This window comes from Arachnia sp. (assembly GCF_057238465.1).
This window is the reverse complement of the sequence record NZ_DBHHFZ010000004.1, coordinates 222,354-239,923: the sequence shown is the minus strand read 5'-3', so window position 1 is coordinate 239,923 and position 17,570 is coordinate 222,354. Positions and strand designations below refer to the sequence as shown.

General features: G+C 67.6%; 18 protein-coding genes and 1 pseudogene. 7 read left to right on the top strand and 12 right to left on the bottom strand.

Translation table 11 applies throughout. The features are described from left to right. Positions 1-320 precede the first annotated feature (320 nt). From ACO6D6_RS06540 to ACO6D6_RS06510, 7 genes are all read right to left on the bottom strand, one after another. The gene (locus ACO6D6_RS06540) at positions 321-719 is read right to left on the bottom strand and encodes a hypothetical protein (protein ID WP_484784254.1); all 399 of its coding nucleotides are present in this window, start codon (positions 717-719) and stop codon (positions 321-323) included. A gap of 75 nt (positions 720-794) precedes the next feature. Beyond that, complete coding sequence (locus ACO6D6_RS06535) at positions 795-1,727, bottom strand: trypsin-like serine peptidase (protein WP_484784252.1); 933 nt, start codon at positions 1,725-1,727, stop codon at positions 795-797. Between the two features lie 443 nt (positions 1,728-2,170). Beyond that, a complete protein-coding gene (pstB, locus tag ACO6D6_RS06530) occupies positions 2,171-2,947 on the bottom strand; it encodes a phosphate ABC transporter ATP-binding protein PstB (protein ID WP_484784250.1) in 777 nt (258 codons plus the stop codon). 31 nt (positions 2,948-2,978) lie between these two features. Next, entirely contained in the window at positions 2,979-4,142 is a 1,164-nt protein-coding gene (pstA, locus tag ACO6D6_RS06525) for a phosphate ABC transporter permease PstA (RefSeq protein WP_484784248.1), read from the bottom strand. After that, on the bottom strand, positions 4,142-5,140 hold the full coding sequence (pstC, locus tag ACO6D6_RS06520; RefSeq protein ID WP_484784246.1) for a phosphate ABC transporter permease subunit PstC: 999 nt from the start codon (positions 5,138-5,140) through the stop codon (positions 4,142-4,144). Before pstC ends, pstA begins: the two co-directional genes overlap by 1 nt. Further along, entirely contained in the window at positions 5,137-6,240 is a 1,104-nt protein-coding gene (gene pstS, locus ACO6D6_RS06515; RefSeq protein WP_484784244.1) for a phosphate ABC transporter substrate-binding protein PstS, read from the bottom strand. Before pstS ends, pstC begins: the two co-directional genes overlap by 4 nt. Before the next feature lie 289 nt (positions 6,241-6,529). Next, positions 6,530-6,784: a hypothetical protein gene (locus ACO6D6_RS06510; RefSeq protein WP_484784242.1), complete on the bottom strand. Its 255-nt coding sequence runs from the start codon at positions 6,782-6,784 to the stop codon at positions 6,530-6,532. Between ACO6D6_RS06510 and ACO6D6_RS06505 the strand changes: the two genes are divergently transcribed. The 6 genes and pseudogenes from ACO6D6_RS06505 (at position 6,783) to ACO6D6_RS06480 (ending at position 11,604) form a co-directional block, all read left to right on the top strand. Continuing rightward, positions 6,783-6,914 (top strand): hypothetical protein, encoded by a 132-nt coding sequence (locus tag ACO6D6_RS06505; protein ID WP_484784241.1) that lies wholly within the window; start codon positions 6,783-6,785, stop codon positions 6,912-6,914. The two genes, ACO6D6_RS06510 and ACO6D6_RS06505, sit on opposite strands and share 2 nt — an antisense overlap. A 154-nt stretch (positions 6,915-7,068) precedes the next feature. Then, a complete protein-coding gene (locus ACO6D6_RS06500; protein ID WP_484784239.1) occupies positions 7,069-7,242 on the top strand; it encodes a hypothetical protein in 174 nt (57 codons plus the stop codon). 350 nt (positions 7,243-7,592) lie between these two features. Next, positions 7,593-8,159 (top strand): annotated as a pseudogene (gene idi / locus ACO6D6_RS06495) (isopentenyl-diphosphate Delta-isomerase); the annotation flags it as partial. A gap of 138 nt (positions 8,160-8,297) precedes the next feature. Continuing rightward, complete coding sequence (locus tag ACO6D6_RS06490; protein WP_484784377.1) at positions 8,298-9,251, top strand: polyprenyl synthetase family protein; 954 nt, start codon at positions 8,298-8,300, stop codon at positions 9,249-9,251. Beyond that, on the top strand, positions 9,248-10,717 hold the full coding sequence (gene crtI, locus ACO6D6_RS06485; RefSeq protein ID WP_484784238.1) for a phytoene desaturase family protein: 1,470 nt from the start codon (positions 9,248-9,250) through the stop codon (positions 10,715-10,717). Before ACO6D6_RS06490 ends, crtI begins: the two co-directional genes overlap by 4 nt. Beyond that, the gene (locus ACO6D6_RS06480) at positions 10,714-11,604 is read left to right on the top strand and encodes a phytoene/squalene synthase family protein (RefSeq protein WP_484784236.1); all 891 of its coding nucleotides are present in this window, start codon (positions 10,714-10,716) and stop codon (positions 11,602-11,604) included. The genes crtI and ACO6D6_RS06480 overlap by 4 nt, the downstream gene beginning before the upstream one ends. A 15-nt stretch (positions 11,605-11,619) precedes the next feature. On the opposite strand, the gene ACO6D6_RS06475 is transcribed toward ACO6D6_RS06480, so the two are convergent. Genes ACO6D6_RS06475 through ACO6D6_RS06460 form a run of 4 tightly spaced genes read right to left on the bottom strand, consistent with a single transcriptional unit; the run spans position 11,620 to position 14,630 of the window. Continuing rightward, on the bottom strand, positions 11,620-13,200 hold the full coding sequence (locus ACO6D6_RS06475) for an FAD-dependent oxidoreductase (RefSeq protein WP_484784234.1): 1,581 nt from the start codon (positions 13,198-13,200) through the stop codon (positions 11,620-11,622). Then, positions 13,197-13,925 (bottom strand): class I SAM-dependent methyltransferase, encoded by a 729-nt coding sequence (locus ACO6D6_RS06470; protein ID WP_484784232.1) that lies wholly within the window; start codon positions 13,923-13,925, stop codon positions 13,197-13,199. The genes ACO6D6_RS06475 and ACO6D6_RS06470 overlap by 4 nt, the downstream gene beginning before the upstream one ends. Then, positions 13,922-14,251 carry a lycopene cyclase domain-containing protein gene (locus tag ACO6D6_RS06465; RefSeq protein ID WP_484784231.1) on the bottom strand — a complete coding sequence of 110 codons (330 nt, stop codon included), beginning with the start codon at positions 14,249-14,251 and terminating at the stop codon, positions 13,922-13,924. The genes ACO6D6_RS06470 and ACO6D6_RS06465 overlap by 4 nt, the downstream gene beginning before the upstream one ends. Next, positions 14,244-14,630, bottom strand: a complete 387-nt coding sequence (locus ACO6D6_RS06460) for a lycopene cyclase domain-containing protein (protein ID WP_484784229.1) — start codon at positions 14,628-14,630, stop codon at positions 14,244-14,246. Before ACO6D6_RS06460 ends, ACO6D6_RS06465 begins: the two co-directional genes overlap by 8 nt. Before the next feature lie 97 nt (positions 14,631-14,727). Here ACO6D6_RS06460 and ACO6D6_RS06455 point away from each other — a divergent pair, with 97 nt between their 5' ends. Next, positions 14,728-15,951, top strand: coding sequence for a cytochrome P450 (locus tag ACO6D6_RS06455; protein ID WP_484784227.1), 1,224 nt, complete (start codon positions 14,728-14,730; stop codon positions 15,949-15,951). 277 nt (positions 15,952-16,228) lie between these two features. Here the strand turns inward: ACO6D6_RS06455 and ACO6D6_RS06450 are convergent, their stop codons facing one another. Further along, a complete protein-coding gene (locus ACO6D6_RS06450; protein WP_484784225.1) occupies positions 16,229-17,563 on the bottom strand; it encodes a hypothetical protein in 1,335 nt (444 codons plus the stop codon). Between the last annotated feature and the right edge of the window lie 7 nt (positions 17,564-17,570).

Below are 17,570 nucleotides of genomic sequence, written 5' to 3'. Positions count from 1 at the left end.
GTCCTGACCGATCCGGTTTGCTGGCCTTGTTCCTGGTTTGCTGGCCCTAGTCCTTGTTTGCTGGGCCTATTGTCGTCTGCTGGCCTCACAGCGCAGGCAAACGTGAACAAGGCCAGCAAAAGACAGGTAAGGCCAGCAAACCAGCTCGGAGGCGGGCTTCTGGATGTGGTGCGGCGGACCAGGTCCACCATCCTGATCAGCACATCCACCGATCACGACGACTTCACCCGGGCCCCAAGGAAGCCAGGTGGGAACCGGTCCATGGCCCTTTGGAGTGATCCGGCGCGGGCGGAGGACTGCCTGGGCCACCTGGGCTAAGGTTAGTTTCCCGGGACGATGGTTCGGGATCCTATGGGTTTTTCCGTCAGCACGATCAGCGTTTGTTCTTGTTCCGGGCCCTTCCATGATTCCGGTGCTTCCGGCAGGAGGCCCTGGAACACGGTGATGCTGATTCGCGAGTCATCTTCTTCCAGCGCGTAACGGTATTTGAAAGCCACATCCGTTTCACCCGTGAAGTGGACCAGCAGGCACCTGCTGGACAAGACTTCATATCGATCCCACTTCACCACTTTGTTGTCCCGCCAAGGATGGTAGTCATTCCCAACGTGCTTCAGCGAGCCGTCGGGTAGGCATCTGGTGTCCGGCGTCATCGGATGCGGTGCACAGCCGGCGACGCCCAGCGTAAACAACAGAAGTGCCGTGCCCAGTATTCTGGCCATGAGGGATCCAAGTCTATTGTCCGTAGTTGAGCAGGACAAAAATATTGGGGTGATTCGGAGCCGCATAGAGATTGGTCATGCGCACTTCGTGTACGGGTTGAAAGGAGGGCCCGCGCATCGCGAGGTCACGGCCCATGTGTAACCAAGGTTTTCGTCGATACGGTCCTTGAGCCAAGGACCTCCCGAGGAGCCCTCGTTCATTTTGCACGCTTGAACCGCATCCGAACTGAAGAGTACCGAATTGGCTGGCCCATCGCAGTAGTAGGGGATTTCCCCATCGAATGGATGATTCGCTGGATATCCCCAGATGCGGTTATTAGGCCAGCTGTTACCGTGCCCGCCGATGAGACCGTTCCCGCCCACGGTCTGTACGATGGAGCGTCCATTCTTCCGTTCAAGGGTGACAAATGCTTGATCTAAGCGGTAGTCGCCACTCTTGGCCCAGCCGACGAAGGTGACCGAGTGTATTGCCCTCCAGGCTCCGTGTGGCGCCGAACCCTTGTAATACGAGGGGATAAAAATAATGTTCCTGTACCAAGTTCTGTCGTTCCCGGCGTGTACGCAATGACCTGCGGTGATGACCTTCACGCCTCCTTTGCCGTTCGTTGCCGAGGCCGTACAGTTGCCGTTGCCTTCCGGGGTGGTGAAGAACAGCCGACCGATGGTGCTCGGCACCGTTGCCGAGAGTGTACCCTCACCGGAGCCTTCCGGGGCAACAGGTTCCGAAATGATGGTCTCTTGGTTTTCTTCCTCGGCAGGCGCGGTGGATTCTCGTTTGGCCTCGGCCGGGTCCATGGTTGGCATGTCCAGCGGCGCGGCGGATTCCAAGCGTTCTCGGGTCCAGTACTCTTCCACCCCCGTCTCGTGTGAGAGATCCCTTCCGATCGGTTCTGTTGCCTCCTCAGCGTCTTGACCTTCATCGGCGAAAACCGGGGTGGCTGACATGGTTCCCAAACTCAGAATGGCCACCAGAGCCAGAATCAACCGGAGGGATTGTTTTGCGATCATGTTTCTGAGCCTCCTATGCCTTGGAGCAACCGAGAAGCATTCCTCCGGTCCGACCGCAGACCCTGGGGAGCTCGTCCGTGAGACTCCGGTGTCCAGTGTGGATGTCAGAGGTTGCCTTGCCCGGTGAGGCATTGTAACTCCTTGGGGTGTGTTTCACAACTCCGCGACGAGACTCGCACATGGTCCCCGCGCTGGCAGGGGTCGTGCCTCACACATTTTTCCGGGGAAAGCGTTCGCGACAAGTTCGAATGCTTGGGTTCAACGCCAAGTCGTTGTTCGCCACAAATCGAATTTCTTTGCATGATTCCTTGTCGGAGAGGTTTGGGGCGACCTCCCGGCCCAGCTGATTCGTGGAGTCCTGTTCGTGGTCACCTACGGCTGCGCTCTGGCCGAGGGGATTGTTGGCTGACAGGCCGCTCGTGAGATGGGCCTCGTTGAATTTCTTACCCGAAGCGACCGGTGATGTAGTCTTCCGTGGCCTTCTTCTCCGGGTTGTGGAAGATGCGTTCCGTCGGGCCGATCTCCACCAGATGGCCCGGTTCGCCCTGGGCCTTCAGGTTGAAGAAGGCCGTCTCGTCGGAGACCCGCGCCGCCTGCTGCATGTTGTGGGTGACGATGACGACGGTGTAGTGCTCCTTGAGTTCGTGGATGAGGTCCTCCACCGCGAGGGTGGAGATCGGGTCGAGGGCCGAGCAGGGTTCGTCCATAAGCAGCACATCGGGATGCACCGCGATGGCCCGGGCGATGCACAGCCGCTGCTGCTGCCCACCGGAGAGCCCCACCCCCGCCTTGCCGAGGCGGTCCTTGACCTCCTTCCACAGGTTCGCTCCCCGCAACGCCTTCTCGACGGCCTCGTCCAGCACCGCGCGGTTCTTCTCCCCGTTGAGTCGCAGCCCGGAGGCGACGTTCTCGTAGATCGACATCGACGGGAACGGGTTGGGTCGCTGGAACACCATCCCGACCACCCGTCGCACCGCCACCGGGTCGACACCGGGCCCGTACAGGTCGGTGCCGTCCAGCAGCACCTCACCGGTGCAGTGGGCCCCGGGAATGACCTCGTGCATCCGGTTGAGGGTGCGCAACACCGTCGACTTGCCGCATCCCGACGGTCCGATGAAGGCCGTTACGCTGCGCGGTTCCACCACCAGGTTCACGTTCGAGACGGCGTGGAACTTGCCGTAGTAGATGTTGAGGTCCTTCACCTCGATGCGCTTCGACATGGATCCAGTATCCCTTCGGGTCGCGTTGCGGTCACTTGAGCCTGTTGCGGCTGGCCATGCGCCGGGCGATCAGGTTCAGCACCATCACGATCAGCACCAGGGTCAGGGCGGCCGCCCACACCCGGTCGGCGCCCGGCTGTCCATCCGGCACGGAGATGCCCGAGTTGATCATGGTGGGCAGGGCCCCCATCGAGTTCCCGAACGGGTCGAGGAACAGGTTCTGGGTGTATCCGATCAGGATCAGCAGCGGCGCCGTCTCGCCCATCACCCGGGCGATGCCCAGCACCACCCCGGTCAGGATGCCGCTGTAGGAGGTCGGCACCACGATCCGCAGGATCGTCTTCCACTTCGGCACCCCCAGCGCGTAGGAGGCCTCCCGCAGCGAGTCGGGGACCAGCTTCAGCATTTCCTCGGTGGATCTGAGCACCATCGGAAGCATCAGCAGCGCCAGCGCCAGCACCGTCGCGAAGGGCGAGGGTCGCTGCCCGAGGGTGGTGATCAGCAGGGCGTAGATGAACAGGGCCGCGACGATCGACGGCACACCCGTGAGCACGTCGACCATGAACGACACCACCCGGGCCGCCTTCGTGCCCCGCCCGTACTCGACGAGGAAGATCGCGCCCAGCATCCCGAGCGGCACCGCGATCACCGCCGTCAGCAGCCCGAGCATCAGGGTGCCGTAGATGGCCTGGATGGCCCCGCCCTTGGCGTCGGTGGCCTGCGCCGACCCGAGCGGTGTCGTCCACCACTGCAACGACGGTGCGCGGGCGTCCCCCGACCCGGTGTCGGTGATCATGACGATGTCGTAGGGCCGTCCGGGGTCGGGGGAGACGGGAGCGGTGGTCCGGGTGCGGTAGGTGTTCACCTTCTCACCGACCGCGACGTAACGCCCACCCGGCACGTAACGCCACTCGACGGCCTCGTCTGAGGGTTTGGTGTTCACGTCGCCCCCGCACGCGTCGGCGGCGAGCCGCACCTTCTCGGAGCGGTCCATGCAGATCACGTGGTAGTCGGCGCCGACGCTGTACAGCAGCGGCGCACCCTTGACCGCCACCGAGATCAGGATCCACAGCAGGGGGATCGTGGCGGCGGCCACGGAGAACCACACGAAACCCGTCGCCAAGTTGTTCTTCACGGCCCGCCATCCGGTGGGGCGTTGCAGGTTCAGGGAGCCGGGGGACAGGGGAGCGGACATCAGGATTTCGCCTTTCCGCGTTCGGCGACGACGCGCGCCAGGGCGTTGACCGCGAACGTCAGGACGAACAGGACCAGACCGGCGGAGATGTAGATCCCGGCCTTGTAGGTGGTGTCGAACTCGGCGGCGTTGCGGGCGATGATGGAGGCGAAGGTCTCGCCGCCGCTGAAGACCGAGACGTTGAAGGAGCTGGCCGACAGGATCAGCATCACCGCGATCGTCTCACCCAGCGCCCGGCCCAGCCCCAGCATGGCGGCCGCGGTGGCGCCGGAACGCCCGTGGGGCAGCACCGTCATGCGGATCATCTCCCAGCGGGTGGCGCCGAGCGCCAGGGCCGCCTCGATCTGATCCCGGGGGGTTTGCGCGAACACGTCGCGGGTGACGGCCGTGATGATCGGCAGGATCATCAACGCCAGCACCAACGACGCCGTGAACACCGTGCCGGGGGAGGTCACCTGCGTGGTGCCGAACAACGGGAACCAGCCCAGATGGGCCTGCATCCAGTGTGCGACGGGTTGCAGGGCCGGGCCGAGCACCTTGATGCCCCACAGGCCGAAGATCACCGACGGAACCGCAGCCAGCAGGTCGATGACGAACCCGATCCACCGGGAGAAGCGACCCCCCACGTACTGGGTCAACAGCAGCGCGATCCCGACCGCCACCGGCACCGCGATCAGCAGCGCGATCAGCGAGGACAGCACCGTGGTCCACAACAGCGCCGCGACGCCGAAGTGCGGGGGCCGGGAGGAGGAGTCGAAGGTCGTGGAGGTGAAGAAGTTCGCGGTGTTGTCCAGCAACGGCTGCCAGGCGTTGCCGAGCAGGAACGCCCCGATGATGAGCACCACCACGACGATGATCAGGCCGGAGGCCCGCGCGGAGCCGCCGAACAGCAGATCGCCGAGGTGAACGGTCCTGCGGCCCCGGTTGGTCAGGGCGTCGGGGGTGGTGGAGAGGCCGGGCTTCCCGTTTTTGGGCGGGGTGTGTTTGGCGTTGCTCATCGGATCCCGGAGACGCTCCGGTTCACCTTCTTCCGCAACTCGTCGGGCAGGGGCGCGTAGCCGAGCTCCTCAAGAGAGGCCTGTGCGGTCTCGGATGCGAACAACCCCAGGAAGTCGCGCAGCAGTTCCGGGTTGGAACCTCCAGCGGAGCAGACGACCTCGTAGGTGGCCATGACCAGTGGGTAGGCGTCGTCACCCGGGGTGTAGTCGATGTCCAGGCGGATGCCGTCGTCGCCGGTCTCCGCCTCGGCCGTGGCGACGGCCCGGCTGGCCGTTTCCCCCGACAACTCCACCCCGTCGATGCGGGCGACCTTCAGGTCGCGTTCCAGCGCAGCGCCCCACTCCAGGTAGGTGATGGAGTTGTGGGTGCCGGTGATGGCGTCCGCGACACCCGCGGTTTTCTCCTTGCCCTCGCCCCGGTTCGCGGGCCACTTCTTCGACGCGTCGTGATCCCAGGTGTCACCGGCGGTCTTGGCCAAGTACTTGGTGAAGTTCTCGGTGGTGCCGGATTCGTCGGCCCGGTAGAACACCGCGATCCCGGCGTCGGGAAGGGAAACCCCGGGATTGGCCGCCGCTATCGCGGGGTCGTCCCAGCGGGTGATGTCGCCGGTGAAGATCCGTGCGATCAGCTCGGCGGTCAGGTTCAGATCCGTGACGCCGTCGACGTTGTGGGCGACGGCGACGGGGCCGAACACCAGGGGAAGGTTCAAGGCGGTGTTTCCCTGGCAATGTTTCTCCGCCCTGTCGGTCTCGATCACCCCGTCGCGTTCCTTGCGGCTGAGCGGGGAGTCGGAACCGGCCAGGTCGACGGCGCCGCCGAAGAACGCCTTCACCCCGGCGCCGGAACCGGATGTGGTGTAGTCGATGACGGTTCCGGGGCAGGCCGCGGTGTAGTCCTGGATCAGTTTTTCCATCGCGGTTCGCTGCGAACTGGCCCCCTCCCCCCGGAGCGTCCCGCCCGGGCAGTCGGGCCGGTGGGAACCTGCTTCCCCCGTGGCGACGGGGTGAACGGCGACGCCCCCGCTCCAGCAGCCGGTCAGCAGCAGGGCGCTGCAACCCAGCGTCGCGGTCAGGCGCAACTTCAGGTCACGAAACCTCACGTTCGACGAAGCTAGACATGAAAGATGACGGCACACCTACACCCGGGTTAACGTCCGGTGAACGCTGGATCGAGGCGCCATCCGGTCCGGCCAGCCCTGATTCGCTGGTCTTCCGGACGACTGCCTGCGCTGTAGCGCTGGCGTTTGACGGTTGGGCAGGCGGACGACGGAAGGGCCAGCGCGCGGGGATCGGGCCGGCGTCCGGGAGGAACCGGGGCATTGATCGCAGGCATCGCGTATCACGATGGATGCCCGCGCCAATCGCAGCCGATTGGCCCACGGCGCCCGCCTATGCATTGATGCCGCCTCCTGCGCTGCTGGTTTCGGACTCCAACCTCAAGTAGGATTCCGGCGAGCCACTCACCTTGGTGGTCGAGGTACCCGCCCATGCCCGCTCGGCCCAGCGGCTCTTGTCCTTTGAGACATTCCAGGTGGCCGGGTTCGACATCGCCGGATACTCAACGAAACCTCGGCCGCAGGTTTCGAGTACACCCACCGCCAGGCCTGCACCGTCACCTCGAAACGCACCCACGTTCTCATCCATGACCTCGGCGGAGACGATATTCGACCGGGTCCTTTCCGGGCTGGCGGCCGCCAGCGCCGGGTTCGCGCTGACCGACAAGCTGTCGCGCGGGTTCGGGGTGTTCCGGGACGGAGCGCGGGCGAGGAGCTGATTTTCTCCCGCACCCAGCTGGTGACGCCAGGGGTCCCAGTGTTCATGACTCCTAGTTACCGGGCGGCGCACAACATCAGCTGGTTCCGGTTCGTGGAATACAGCGACCTAGGCCCGGACGGTTAACCCACCGGCACCCTCGCCCCTTCTCCGACGTGCTGTTCGCCTTCGACCCGGCGCTCCGCGGCCGCGATCTGAACGCCATGGAGATCGTCCGGCGGCCCGATGGCCCACTGACCGAGGAGACCTATACCATCGACGGCGACGGGGTGGTGTCCCTCACCATCACCGGCCTCGACAACGGTCACACCTTTCAGCAGGCCCTGTGACCCGCGGACCACAAGGCCCCAACCCATCCCTTTCGTGGCCGCAGACGTCTGTCCTGCGGGCGTCCTCGTCCCCAAACAGGATCAGCGCGGCGGTTTTTCGCCAGCATCTAAGTGGCCTTGCCCGACCGGGTAGCCTTGATCCGACAGATCAGGGGCGTGACGAAGCGCCTCGGAGGGGACGGACCTATGCACCTCGCGCGCCGCTTTACCCCGATCGCTTCGTCCGTCCTGAACCATCGCCCCGGTTGCTAAATGCACAGCAGCCACCAGCCCCGCCACGCGAGACGGGCCGCACAGGGTCACCGATTACACCCGCCACGATCATGCTCCCGACCCGAATGGGATCACTCATGAACTCCACCCCCACGACCGGCCACGATTCCTCCACCCACACCCCCACCGACGACCAGGTGGTGCTCGTGGACGCGTCAGCCAATCCGATCGGGCGGGCGCCGCGGCTGGCGGTCCACACCGCCGAGACACCCCTGCACCTGGCCTTCTCGACCTATCTGTTCAACCGGCACGGGCAGGTGCTGATCACCCGCCGCGCCCTGGGCAAGGGCACGTGGCCGGGCGTCTGGACGAACTCCTGCTGTGGTCACCCCAGGCCGGGGGAATCCTTGGACGACGCGATGCGCCGACGCATCCGCGAAGAACTGGGGGCCGAGGTGGGGCCGTTGACACGCGTCCTGCCCGGGTTCCGCTACCGGGCGGTGGACGCCTCTGGGGTCGTGGAGAACGAGATCTGCCCGGTGTCGGCCGGGGTGTTGGAATCCGAGGTCCACCCCAACCCCAGCGAGGTGATGGAGGTCGCCTGGGTGAGCTGGGACGACCTGGTCGCGGCGGTGAGTGCGACCCCACAGGTCTACAGCCCGTGGGCCGTGCAGCAGGTGTCCCAGCTGGGGGCCGCGCTGCCCACTCCGTTCCCGGCGAGCCAGCCCCCGCCCCCGGACGTGAGCCGGTGCCTCGCCGATGTGGAGGAGTTCATCGGCGACGAGCTCGACCGGCTGACGGACGCGTGGCAGGAGTCGGCTCGCGGCCTTGGACTGGAGGTGATGCCGGTCGACTTGCCCGCTTGGGTGTCCAGCCAGTTGCGGGACGGCAAAAGGTTCCGGGTCTCGATGACCTACTGGGGTTTCGTGGCGGCGGGTGGGGTCGGCGGCGGCCCCGGCTACCGCACCATGGTGCGGGCGGCGTCCGCGCTGGAGTTGCTGCACCTCTTCGCGCTGATCCACGACGACGTCATGGACGGCTCCGCCTCCCGCCGAGGCCGTCCCTCTGCCCACGTGGAGGCGAAGGACTGGCACCAGCGGGCCGGGGCGGTAGGCGATCCCGAGGTCTTCGCCCGGAACCTCGCGATCCTCGTCGGGGACCTGGCCCACATGGTCGCCGACGCGACCGCGGACCGGCTGCCCGAACCGATGAGATCGGCGTGGTACGGCCTGTGCCTGGAGCTGATCGCCGGCCAGCGGGCCGATCTCACCGGTGCCGCGGCGTCCCGCCGGGACCTGGCCCACGCCCGCGAGGTCGCGCGGCTCAAGTCGGGACGCTACACCGTCACCCGCCCCCTACAGCTGGGGGCCCTGGCCGCGGCCGCTTCGCCCGAGATCCTGGAGGTCCTTGAGCGCGCGGGCGACGAGATCGGACAGGCCTTCGCCTACCGCGACGACATCCTGGGGGTCTGGGGCGACCCTGCGCAGACGGGGAAACCGTCCGGCGACGACCTCGCCGAGGGGAAAGCGACCGTCATCCTCGCGCTCGCCCAGCAACGCCTCGACGGCGCGGCCACCGCCCGTCTCGACCGGCTCGGCACTCCGGCCATGCGCCCCGGCGATGTCGTCTTCCTCCAGGACGCCCTGGTGACAGCTGGCATCCGGGACGAGATCGAAGCCATGATCGCCCAGCATCTGGACACCGCATACGCCCACCTGGAGTCCGGCCCCCTGGCGGCCGCCGGGGTGACCGGGCTGAAGCGGATGGCTCACGCCGCGGCCTGGAGGCACCAGTGAGGGTCGCGGTGATCGGGGCGGGGCTGTCCGGCCTGGCAGCCGCTCTTCACCTGACCGGACGCGGTCACAGGGTGACGGTGGTGGAGCGCGGGCCGATCCCCGGGGGACGCTACGGGACGCTGGAACAAGACGGTTTCCGGTTCGACACCGGCCCCGTCGTGTTCACGATGGTCTCGCTGCTGGAGCAGGCCTTCGCCGCGGTGGGGCGGAGCAGCGCCGACTATGTCGAGCTGACCAGGCTCGACCCGGCCTACCACGGGTTCTTCGCCGACGGCAGCACGCTCCGGGTCCGCCCAGGGCACCTGGGAATGCGGGCGGAGATACTCGCCGAATGCGGTCCGGCCGAGGCCGCCGCCTTCGATGACTTCGTCGCCTGGCTCAAACGCCTCCACGATGTCGAGCTGCCGCACTTCATCGACACCAATTTCGACTCTCCCCTGGACCTGCTGCGCTCGCCCCGCGCCGCGATCGACCTGCTTCGTCTTCGCGGCTTCGGGAGGCTGGGCCGCGAGATCGACCGCCGGTTCGCCGACGACCGGCTGCGGCGCCTGTTCAGCTTCCAGGCGATGTACGCCGGGCTGTCGCCGGTGCGGGCGCTGGCGCTGTACGCGGTCATCACCTACATGGATTCGGTGGAGGGCGTGTGGTTCCCCACCGGCGGCATGCACGCGGTCCCAGCCGCCATGGCCCGCGCGGCCAGCGACGCCGGGGCCGAGTTCTACTACGACGCGACGGTCAGCCGGATCGGCCGTGACGGGTCGGGCCGGGTGACGGGCGTGGAGCTCGCCGGTGGCGACCAGGTGGCGGCCGACGCGGTCGTCGTGACCAGCGATCTGCCGGTGGCCTATGCCACGCTGCTGCCAGGGCTCCGGGCCCCGCGGGTGGTGCGGCGCGGCCGCTACTCCCCGAGCGCGCTGGTGTGGCATCTCGGCGTCCGCGGGGAACTGCCCCGGGGAGCCGGGCACCACAACATCCATTTCGGGCACCAGTGGGACGAGGCCTTCGACGACCTGCTCGTGCGTGGGCGCGCGATGGCGGACCCTTCACGCTACGTCGCGGTGCCCTCCCTGGACGACCCGGCCGCCGCCCCCGCGGGCCATCACACGCTGTACGTGCTGGAACCGGTGCCCAACCTCCAGGTCGGGCCGATCGACTGGCTGATAGAGGGGCCCCGGTTGCGGGAGCGGATGCTGGGCTTCCTCGACCGGTCCGGTTACCCCACCGACATCGTCACCGAGAAGCTGGTCACCCCCGCGGACTGGTTCGCGCAGGGCATGGCCGCGGGGACACCGTTCTCCCTGGCCCACACCTTCGCCCAGACCGGGCCGTTCCGGCCCCGCAACATCGATCCCCGCGTCCCCGGGGTGGTCTTCGCCGGGTCCGGGACGACGCCGGGCGTCGGCATCCCGATGGTGCTGATCTCGGGCAAACTCGCCGCGGATCGGGTGGATCGGATGCGGCGATGACCCCGGACCTCGCGGCCGGCTACCACCGCTGTGCGGAACTGACCCGCAAGCACGGCACCACGTACTACTGGGGGACGCTGCTGCTGCCGCGCGCGCAGCGCCGGGACGTCCACACGGTGTACGCGCTGTGCCGCTTGGCCGACGACATCGTCGATGAACCCGAACGCGTCGACATGGCGGTGCCCCGGGATGGCAGCCCGGCCCATCGGCTGGCCGCGTTCAAACGGCAGTTCTTCACGGCGCTGGCCGATGGCGGTGCCGATGAGCCCGTGATGGCCGCGATCGTCGACAGCATCCATCGCCGCGGCACCGACCCAGAGTGTTTCGAGCGGTTTTTCTCCGCGATGGAATCCGACCTGGTCCGCGACACGTGGGCGAACTGGGAGGAGCTGCGGGACGGCTATATGGAGGGCTCAGCCGCCGTCATCGGGGAGATGATGCTGCCTGTGCTGGAACCGTTGACGCCGGAGGCGAAGGGCCCGGCCCGGGCGCTCGGACTGGCCTTCCAGCTGACCAATTTCCTTCGTGATGTCGGTGAGGATCTCGACCGGGGCCGGGTCTACCTGCCCCAGGACGACCTGGAGCGTCACGGCGCCGACCCGTGGCTGCGGCGCGTCACGCCCGCGTGGCGGGCGATGATGGCAGAGCAGATCGGCCGCAACCGCGGCCTGTACGCCGAGGCCCAGCGCGGCCTGCCCATGCTTCCCCCGCGGTCGCGCCGCTGCGTCGGCGCCGCCCTGGTGCTGTACAGCCGCATCCTGCGCCTCATCGAGGCTGCGGACTACGACGTGTTCGCTGGCCGCGTCCGGGTCTCCGACATGGAGAAACTCGGTGTCACGCTGCGCTGCCTCACCCTCGGAGTGCCATGGGTGGACTTCTCGTCGTGACGCCGGAGCCACGCATCACCTGCCAGCCAGCAGGCCGCGCATCGGGGCGGTCCAGAGGTCTTGGCCCGCGACGCCCCAACCCTCCAGGAGCTTGTTGGCAGCGAGGAAACCCGTGGTCGCGGCCCGCTCCATCAGCGCGACCGGGTAGTCGCAGCGCACCCAGTCACCGGCGAGCACCAGCTGCGGCCATGGGGTGACCACGCCGGGACGGTCCGCCCACCGGCCGGGACCGATGAGGGTGCAGTCGTCGCGCACCAGCACCTCGCGTTCGCGGACGCCCAAGCCCGTCACCTCGGGGAACACGGCCCGCAGCTGCCTCTCCAGGTCGCCGACGACCGCGTCGGCGGCCGCCTGGTCGCCGGTGACCGCAGGGTCGCAGGCGTAGGCGTGCAGTTCCACGACCGAGCCGCCGTTTTGGGCACTCCAGGCGGCCGCGCCGGACTCGAACCGCTCCAGCACCGACACGTTGTCCAGCGGGCCGTACCCCGAGGTGGCCAGGAAAGCCGGACGATCGGCAGCCACGAGCCCGTCCAGCCACAGGCGCACCACGATGAACGGTGGGGCGTTCACGGTAGCGGCGACACGCCCCCGCCAGGAGAGGTCCTCGGGAACACCGGCCAGCGACACCCCGGCGATGAGTTCCCGGGCGACCCGTGGGTCGGTCGCCAACACCACGGCGTCCGCCCCCAGCTCAGCTCCCCCGTCGATCGTGACGCGCACCCCGCCAACGCCGAAGCTGATGATCATCGCCCTGCTGGAGGTGCGGATCTCGGTCCCGAGATCGTTCAGGAACGTGGCCAGAGGCCGCCACAGCACCGTGTCGTAGTCGTCGTCTGGTACGTCGAAGACGAGCCCCTCGGCCGAGCCGAGGAAGTAGGTGTGGAACATCGACACCAGTTCCCCCGCGGAGAACTCCCGTGGGTCGGCGAAGAACGACCTGGCGAATACTTCCAGCGCGAGGTCTCGGGCGGCCCGGGGAAAGCGCAACCGGTCGAGGAAGTCCGCGGCGGACTCCCCGTCATAGTCGCTGAAGGTCTGCGGGAAGCGGACGCGCAACAACTCCAGCGCCGACCTGACATCGACACCGGCCAGGGACTTCAGGGTGAAGGTCGGGCTCTGCCGGACGAACTCCAGGATGCTCCACGGCGGTGTGGTCGGCAGCGAGGCGAACGAGTCACGCAACCCACCGGGGCGTTGCAGGGGGTAGTCCCCGATGTCGATCAGCCGCCGCAGGGCCGGGTCGGTGCGGCGCAGCAGCCCCCGCAGGTTGTAGTACTGGCGGAAGAAGGCGTGGAAGCCCCGGCTCATCGTCCGGCCATCGCCGAGAGGCCACGCCGCGACCCGGCCGCCGAGCCGGTCGGCGGATTCCAGCAGCGTCACCTTCGCGCCCCGTTCCGCGAGCACCGTTGCGGCCGCCAGCCCGGCGATGCCCCCACCGACGACCACCACCTGGCGGGGCTCGGTCAGCCGGTAGCGTCCCGCCGGTCCCGGGTGGCGCACCGCCCGCCGGTCCCGGCCCGGCTGACCGGGCTGTCGCCTGTCCGGGCGCCGGAACACCGAGCGGCTGAGGGCGGAGAGGTTCCGCTTCTGGATCATGATTCCTCCGGTCTTCGGGCAACAAAGGTGTGCAGGATGCCGCGTTGCCAGCCCGGAACCGTCCGGGTGGCGATGTCACTGAAACCGGCCGCGGCGAGCCGGCCTGCGAAACGCCGGGTCGAGTCGAACTCACGGACGCTGCGCCACAGATAGCGGTACAGGGCCGGGTTGCGGTCCAAGACGACGCCGAGCGGGATGATGATGCCCCAGCTGGTGGCGTCCCAGACCCGGCTGGCGACCGGGTCTCCCGCGACGGAGTAGTCTTGCGCGATCAGCCATCCACCCGGACGCAGCAGTTGGAAGGCCTCGGAGAGTGCGCGGTCTCGTTCCTCGGCGGGCACGTTGCGGAACAGGTAGCAAGCCAGGATCCCATCCCAGGTGCCAGGGCGAAGCGGCGCCAGGTCGAGCCGCCCGCAGCACGCCTGGCCGAACCGGACGCCGGGGGGCCAGTCCTTGACCCGTGCCCGGGCGAGCATCCCCGCCGACGCATCGAGCCCGAGCACCGCCGATCCGGTGGGTGCCGCCGCCACCAGGGCGCGCGTCGAGGCCCCCGTCCCGCAGGCCATGTCGATGGCGCGCACCGCACCGCCACCTGAGCGCCGGACCAGTTCGGCGGCGGCGAACCGGAGGTGCCGGTGGTATCCGGGGTTGAGTCGCACCATGAGGTCGTAGCGGCCCGCGCCCCGGTCGAAGGCTGCTCGGGTAGCACCCGCCGCGCGGCTCATCCGGGCTCCTCCCGGCCGGGTTCCCCGCGGTCTCTCAGGCGGATCCAAGCAATGATGGTGAGCGTTACCATCGCGAACCCGAAGCCGAAGTCCTCTACCGGGATGTCCCAGGGGAACCTGATCCCTGCGAACTGTTGCGGGTGGTAGATCACGACGGGGTCCGACAGCTTGGTGAGCCATCCGTCCACCAGCACCTGGAAACCGAAGACGATCGCCATCGCCAGCCAATAGTGCAGCGACGAGAAGATGCCGGTGCGTGCCCAGGACACCTCCAGCATGACGACGGCCGCGACCGCGATGAGCGTGAGGGCGGTGTACTCACCCATGGCCAGCGTCCTCACCCCGGTCGCGGACCAGCCCGTCGGGCCAGCGGAACCGGATCGGACCGCGGCCCCGGGCAAGGTTGAACATCCGGCCGACCGCCTCGTAGGTCAGCAAGCCGCACAGCGGGATTACCAGGAAGAACACCAGTTCTTCCAGTGGCAGCACGCCGAGGCTGAGCCCAGTCACGAAGCGCTGGTTGTAGGTCCAGTGGTCACGCACGATGCCGACCACGTCCCACGTGACGAAGATGAGGAGCATCGGCAGCATCGCCGCCGCGACCCGGCCCGGACGCCGATACACCCTGGCCCCGAGCAGGAGTTCCAGCGGCAGCGTGATGACGAGACACGCGGCCATTAGCGTCAGGTACTGCATCTGGTCCATGAGGCTCCCTCCGTGCTGCGGGACGCGTGGCGTGGGGCGACTCGGTCCTTAGTTCTCCCGCCTATTCTAGGAGCACCACTGGCGGGAAGGAGCTTCTATGGCCGACCCATCCAACCGGCGGCGGGCGTGGCCCCCGGGCGAGTCTGCCGAGCCCAGGGTCGAGTATTCCGGGGGCGTGTGGCGGATCCGGGCTTTCAAGACCGCTCGGCAAGTCCTGAAGGCGAGGGCGTCGACGACCCAGGCGGGGTTCACCGCGGAGCACATCCCGCGCGGCGTGATCGGGCGCCGGCCCGTCCTGTTCGCCGATGGCCCCCACCACGACGCCCAACGCCAGAAGGTGGGGCGGTTCTTCGCCCCGAAGGTGGTAGCCAGCCGCTACACCGGGATCATGCGAGCCAGCGCGGACCGGCTCCTGCACCGGGCCGCTCCGGGGCCGCTGAACGTGGACGAGCTCGCCCTGCACTACGCGGTCGAGGTCACCCGCGAGGTGGTCGGTCTCACCGAGTCCAGCGTCGAGGGGATGAGCCGCCGGCTGGAACGGTTCTTCGACCAGCCGCCCTTCGACATCACCAAACCGGACCTGGGCAGGACCAAACGCCAGTGGGCCCAGGCGGCCATCAACGGGCTGGTGCCGGTCGCGCGGTTCTGGTGGTCGGATGTGCGTCCGGCGATCAAGGAACGGCGGCGGCGTCCCCGCTCCGACGTGGTCAGCCACCTGATCGCCGAGGGCTACCGCGACCGGGACATCCTGGTGGAGTGCATCACCTATGGCACGGCCGGGATGGTCACCACCCGCGAGTTCATCTCCATGGCGGTCTGGCATCTCCTTGAGGATCCCGGCCTTCGCGATCGCTATCTGGCCGCCGATCAGGCCGGGCGCCTCGCGGTGCTGAGCGAGATCATCAGGCTGGAACCCGTCGTCGGTCACCTCTACCGCCGGGTCCATGAGGAGATCGTCGTCACTGACGACGACGCCCAGTGGCGGATCCCGCCAGGGCATCTGGTCGACCTGTGCATCCGCCAGTCCAACGCCGACCCGGCAGCGATCGGGGATCTCCCGCTGGGGCTGTGCCCGGGACGGCCGTTGCCACGCGGCGTCGACGCGGCGGGGCTGAGCTTCGGCCACGGGTCGCACAAGTGCCCGGGTCAGCCCCTGGCGCTGCTGGAGACCGACGTGTTGCTCACCGCGCTGCTGCCCCGCGAGCCCAGGATCCTGTCGGAGCCGAGGATCGGGTGGGACGAGCTGGTGGCCGGCTACACGCTGCGTGGCTTCACGGTGGAACTCACCGAACCCGGGCCCCAGGGCCAGCACCTGAGGTGACGGCCAAGCCCGTCCCACGGCCTCGGCAATGGCGAGGGAGATCGGCGTGGTCTGCGCCCCAGGGAAACAGCCGAGGGGTCCCTGACGTGCGGACCACATAAACCTTCGTTTGCGATGAGCCCAATGATCGTCCCGGTGAGAGCGGGCCCATGGTGTGAACCATCACTTTCCCGTTGGGGTCCGCTGGAAGGGACGGCCATTCACTCGGCCAGATCGCTGGCCGGGTGAATGCGTGGCTTCTGCAGGTTGGCTGGTGGTTGGGCCAACCAGCGATTACTCACGGCGCCAGGTGCAATACCACGGGCCAGTTGTTGTCCGGGGCGGTACTTGAGTAGTCGTGGAAGTTCGTGTCCTTCCACTGGCTACCCTGCAGGTGCTGTGCGTGCGACTCGGTGAAGGCCGCGGGCCAGGTGAAGCCCCGGCCGGCACCGTTGCGGTGGGCCCCGAACTTCCACCGGCTGCTGCCCTCCGGGCGCAGTTCCAGGTCGTAGGTGGCTCCGGCTCGCATCGTGACGTCCTGCGGGATGGGCACGTCGTACCAGACGAAATTGGTCACCTTGATCGATTTGAGTGGGTACGGATCGTACCTCACCTCGTCCCGGATCACCCCGGAGGCCAGTTCCTGCGAATCCTCCAGGATGCGCCACCGCAGGCCCCCCGCGACGGTGGCGACGGTGGCCACCGACAACCCCGTGACACGTTTGTCGGAGGAGGGGGTGAAACGTTCCCGGATCGGCCTGGCGGCGTCGGCCTCGTAGGTGCGTCCGGGGTCGACGCTGCCGCTCTCCATGTCGGAGGACCCCTGTGATGCGCCATCAACGGTGGTGAGCTGCATGATCGGGGCGATCAGCCTCTGATCCGAGCCTGTCGTCGTGAGGTCGAGCCAGGTGCGTTCCGCGCCGGAGCCCGGGGAACGATCCCCGACCAGCGTCGCCCAGTCGATGTTGTTGAGCCACCTGGCGGGGCGGCCAATGGAGCTCGGGACGAGCACGTTGTTGCTGCTGATGAAATTCGCGGCCGGATTCGGATCGATGTTCTCCAGCACCACGTGGTACAGCTCGCCCGCGACCAGGGGCAGTGGGCTCTGCTCGAAGGTGAGCTCATCCAGCAGCGACTGAGATGACTTCGGGGCCAGGCCCGGGGTGAAGTGGGTGCGGGCCAGTGGAGAGCCATTCAGGACGGGCAGGTGCTCGTCGGAGCCGTCGTCGGGCAGCACCGTGATGCGGATCCTCCCGCCCGTGCCACTCGAATAGCCGGAGCCGGCCTGCCAGTACAGGCGGATCTTCTGCAGCAACCCGGCGATCACGGAACGGAACCGGATGGACACGATCCTGTCGGTCTTGTTGTACACGCCGACATTGGTGTTGTACAGGGTCGACATGGTGAACACGCCTGGGCCGTAGAGGCGGGCGAACTCCGCCGAGTCCAGACGTAGCCCACCCTCGGGTGGTAGCACCAGACGGGAGGGGTCCCCGGTGGGGGTGGGGGTCGGGCTCGTGGTTTCGGCGTGGGCGAGCGCGCCGGAAAGACCCAGCGACGCCGCGACTGACAGGCCCAGTACGCCGAGCGAACGACGTGAGATGTGGGGTTGGTCCGGGAAGAAGCTGTTCATTGCAATC